General features: G+C 72.2%; 5 protein-coding genes. 4 read left to right on the forward strand and 1 reads right to left on the reverse strand.

Annotated features, from left to right (window positions below):
• The first annotated feature begins 220 nt into the window (after positions 1-220).
• The 3 genes from D3874_RS27560 (at position 221) to D3874_RS27570 (ending at position 1,741) form a co-directional block, all read left to right on the forward strand.
• Positions 221-628, forward strand: coding sequence for a hypothetical protein (locus D3874_RS27560; protein WP_119782900.1), 408 nt, complete (start codon positions 221-223; stop codon positions 626-628).
• Between the two features lie 351 nt (positions 629-979).
• Positions 980-1,282 (forward strand): hypothetical protein, encoded by a 303-nt coding sequence (locus tag D3874_RS27565; protein ID WP_119782901.1) that lies wholly within the window; start codon positions 980-982, stop codon positions 1,280-1,282.
• 78 nt (positions 1,283-1,360) lie between these two features.
• Positions 1,361-1,741 (forward strand): hypothetical protein, encoded by a 381-nt coding sequence (locus tag D3874_RS27570; RefSeq protein WP_147385890.1) that lies wholly within the window; start codon positions 1,361-1,363, stop codon positions 1,739-1,741.
• A 24-nt stretch (positions 1,742-1,765) separates the two neighbouring features.
• Here the strand turns inward: D3874_RS27570 and D3874_RS28885 are convergent, their stop codons facing one another.
• Positions 1,766-1,933: a hypothetical protein gene (locus D3874_RS28885; RefSeq protein WP_158596258.1), complete on the reverse strand. Its 168-nt coding sequence runs from the start codon at positions 1,931-1,933 to the stop codon at positions 1,766-1,768.
• Positions 1,934-2,104: 171 nt separating this feature from the next.
• On the opposite strand from D3874_RS28885, the gene D3874_RS27575 reads away from it, so the two are divergent.
• A complete protein-coding gene (locus D3874_RS27575) occupies positions 2,105-2,740 on the forward strand; it encodes a polyketide synthase dehydratase domain-containing protein (RefSeq protein WP_338016781.1) in 636 nt (211 codons plus the stop codon).
• The last annotated feature ends 139 nt before the right edge of the window (positions 2,741-2,879 follow it).

Raw genomic sequence — 2,879 nt, forward strand, 5'->3', positions numbered from 1 at the left:
AGTGGCCAAGGCTGCAGCACCTATGGCCGCGTCCGTTCCGCCTGGCCGTGGTCTGCCATGACGCCGCCGACCTGGAGCGCAAGCTGGGCCAGGCGATCGAGAAGATCGACCGCGCCGACGCCAAGCCCTTCAAGACCCGCGCCGGCCTCTACTACGGCGTCGGCGACGCCGCCGGCAAGCTCTGCCTGCTGTTCCCGGCGAGGGCTCGCAGTACCCGAACATGCTGGCCGAACTCTGCGTGCACTTCCCGCAGGTGCGCGACTGGTTCGACTTCATCGAGCAGAACGCCATGCGGCGCGGCAGCCCCACGCGCATCCCGGCCCTGCTGCCGCCGCCGACGGTGCTGAGCGAAGCCGGCCGCAAGGCGCTGGAAGACAAGCTCTACGAGATGGACGTGGCCGCGGAAGGCGTGTTCGCCGCCAGCCTCGGCCTGCACGCGCTGCTGGAAGACCTGGGCTTCCGTCCCGACGCGATGCTGGGCCACAGCACCGGCGAGAACACCGTACTGACCGCCGCCGGCGTCAACCGCGTGCGCCACCGCGCCGAAACCGCCGACGCGGTGCAGGTGTTCAACCGCATCTTCAACGAGCTGGACGCCGCCGGAAGATCGCCGAGGGCTCGCTGCTGAGCATCGGCGGCCTGACGCCGTCGCTGCGCAACGACCTGCTCGCCGACCTCGGCGAGATGCACTTGGCGATGGACAACTGTCCGAACCAGCTGGTGCTGTTCGGGCCGCCCAAGGCCACCAGCGAGCTGCACGAGCGCCTCAGCGCCGAGGGCGCGATCTGCCAGGAGCTGCCCTTCGGCCGCGCCTACCACACCGCGCTGTTCAAGCCGCTGGCCGACGCTTTCCGCGCCTACTTCCAGAAGCTGGACCTGGGCCCGGCACCACCATGCTGTACAGCGCCTCGACCTGCGCGCCCTTCCCCACGACGCCGACGGCATCCGCGAGCTGGCGGCACGGCAGTGGGAACACCCGGTGCGCTTCACCGAGACCATCCAGCGGCTCTACGAGGACGGCTACCGCGTGTTCCTCGAAGTGGGCCCCAGCGGCAACCTGACCTCCTTCGTCGGCGACACGCTGCGCGGCAAGGACGACGTGCTCGCCGTGTCCAGCAACAGCCGCCGCAAGCCGGCGATGGCGCACCTGCACCAGACCCTGGCGCAGCTGTTCGCCGCCGGCGTGGACTTCGAGCCGGCGCGCCTGTTCGCGCACCGCAAGATCGCCGACCTGACCTGCTGGGCGAGCTCAAGCCGGCGGTCAAGCTGGCGCCGCGCATGAAGCTGGTCAACCCGGTGTGGGTACTGCCGGAAGAGTGGAAGAAGCCGCTGCCGCAGGGCACCGTGCCCGCCGCCGCCATTGCCATCAAGCTCCGGCGCCGCCGGCACAGCCGCAGCAGCCGGTGGTCGCTGCCGCCCGCCGCCGCCGCCGGTGGTGTCCAGCGACCCGCGCCTGGCCGCACTCAACGCGCACTTCTCGCTGATGCAGGACTTCCTCGACAGCCAGGCGCGCGTGCTCGGCCTGGCCACCGGCACCGCGCCGGTTCCTGCCATGCCGCAGGCCGCTGCGGCGGCCACCGCGACGCCGCCGGCAGGCTTCGACCCGGCCTTCCCGATGCTGGGCATCGTCGAGCTGTCGCCGGCAAGCTGGTGTCCGAGCGCCGCTACACTCTCGAGCAAGACCTGTTCCTGCGCGACCACACGCTGGGCGATGCCCCCAGCGCGACCGATCCGGCCCTGACCGGCTGCCGGTGATTCCCTTCACCTACAGCATGGAGCTGATCGCGCAGGCCGCGGTGCGCCTGTCCGGCCGCAGCGACCGCGTGGTGACGGCGATCGACAATGCCCGCGGCAGTCGCTGGCTGTCGCTGGACGACGGCGGCGTGACGCTGCGCATCGTCGCCGAGGCGACGCCGGGCAATGCCGACGCCATCGCCTGCCGCGTGTTCCTGCTCGGCGAGGGCTCCTCGCCCGCGGCCTGCTGGTGTTCGAAGGCACGGTGCAGCTCGGGCCGCCTACCCGCCGCCCCGGCACCGCAGCCGCTCGCCGCCGCAGGCCTGAAGCCGCCGCACATCCACCTGCCGGGCCAGCTCTACGGCACGGCATGTTCCACGGGCCGCGCCTGCAGGGTGTCACCCGCATCGACGGCTACGGCGAGCAGGGCATCGTCGCCGAGCTGGTCACGATCCCGGTGCATGACTACTTCAGCGGCACGAGCGCGCCGCGCTTCCAGCTCGACGCCGCGATACTCGACGCCGCGGGCCAGCTCGCCGGCTTCTGGCTGCGCGAGCGCAACCCCGGCGTGCCCAACTGCTTCCCGTTCCGCGTGAAGCGGCTGTCGCTGTACGCGCCGCCGCCGGCCCCGGGCCAGCGCTACAGCTGCCACGGCGCCATCACCCTGCCGAGCCCGACCGTGCTGGAAGCACGCTGGGACGTCATCGGCGCCGACGGCCGCCTGCTGCTGCGCGCCGAGGGCTGGGACGACCGCGTGTTCAGCGGCGACGAGCGCTTCTTCGGCTTCCGCCTCGACCGGGCCACGCCCGCCTGTCCGAGCCGGCCCTGGCCGGCACGCTGCCGGCGGAGCTGTGCCTGCGCAAGCTCGAGCCGCTGCCGGAAGGCACGCTCGACGAGGGCGGCACGATCTGGAAGCGCATGCTCGCCCACATGGTGCTGGGCCGCGCCGAACGCGCACGCTTCAATGCCCTGCCGCAGCAGGGTCCGCGCCGCGAGGAGTGGCTGATGGGCCGCCTCGCCGCCAAGGACGCGGTGCGCGACTGGTATCGCCTGCGCACCGGTACGGAGCTGACCCCGGCCGACGTCGAGATCGATTCCGACGAGCACGGCGGCCGCTGGTGCGCTGCGCCGTGCTGCCGCAGGTG

The organism is Oleomonas cavernae (assembly GCF_003590945.1).
In the GTDB taxonomy this organism is placed as follows: Bacteria; Pseudomonadota; Alphaproteobacteria; order Zavarziniales; family Zavarziniaceae; genus Zavarzinia; species Zavarzinia cavernae.

Coding starts and splice junctions, on each gene's coding strand:
- D3874_RS27575 (WP_338016781.1), top strand. CDS start 2,105: ATGTTCCACGGGCCGCGCCTGCAGGGTGTCACCCGCATCGACGGCTAC.
- D3874_RS27560 (WP_119782900.1), top strand. CDS start 221: ATGCTGGCCGAACTCTGCGTGCACTTCCCGCAGGTGCGCGACTGGTTC.
- D3874_RS28885 (WP_158596258.1), bottom strand. CDS start 1,933: ATGGCGTCGGCATTGCCCGGCGTCGCCTCGGCGACGATGCGCAGCGTC.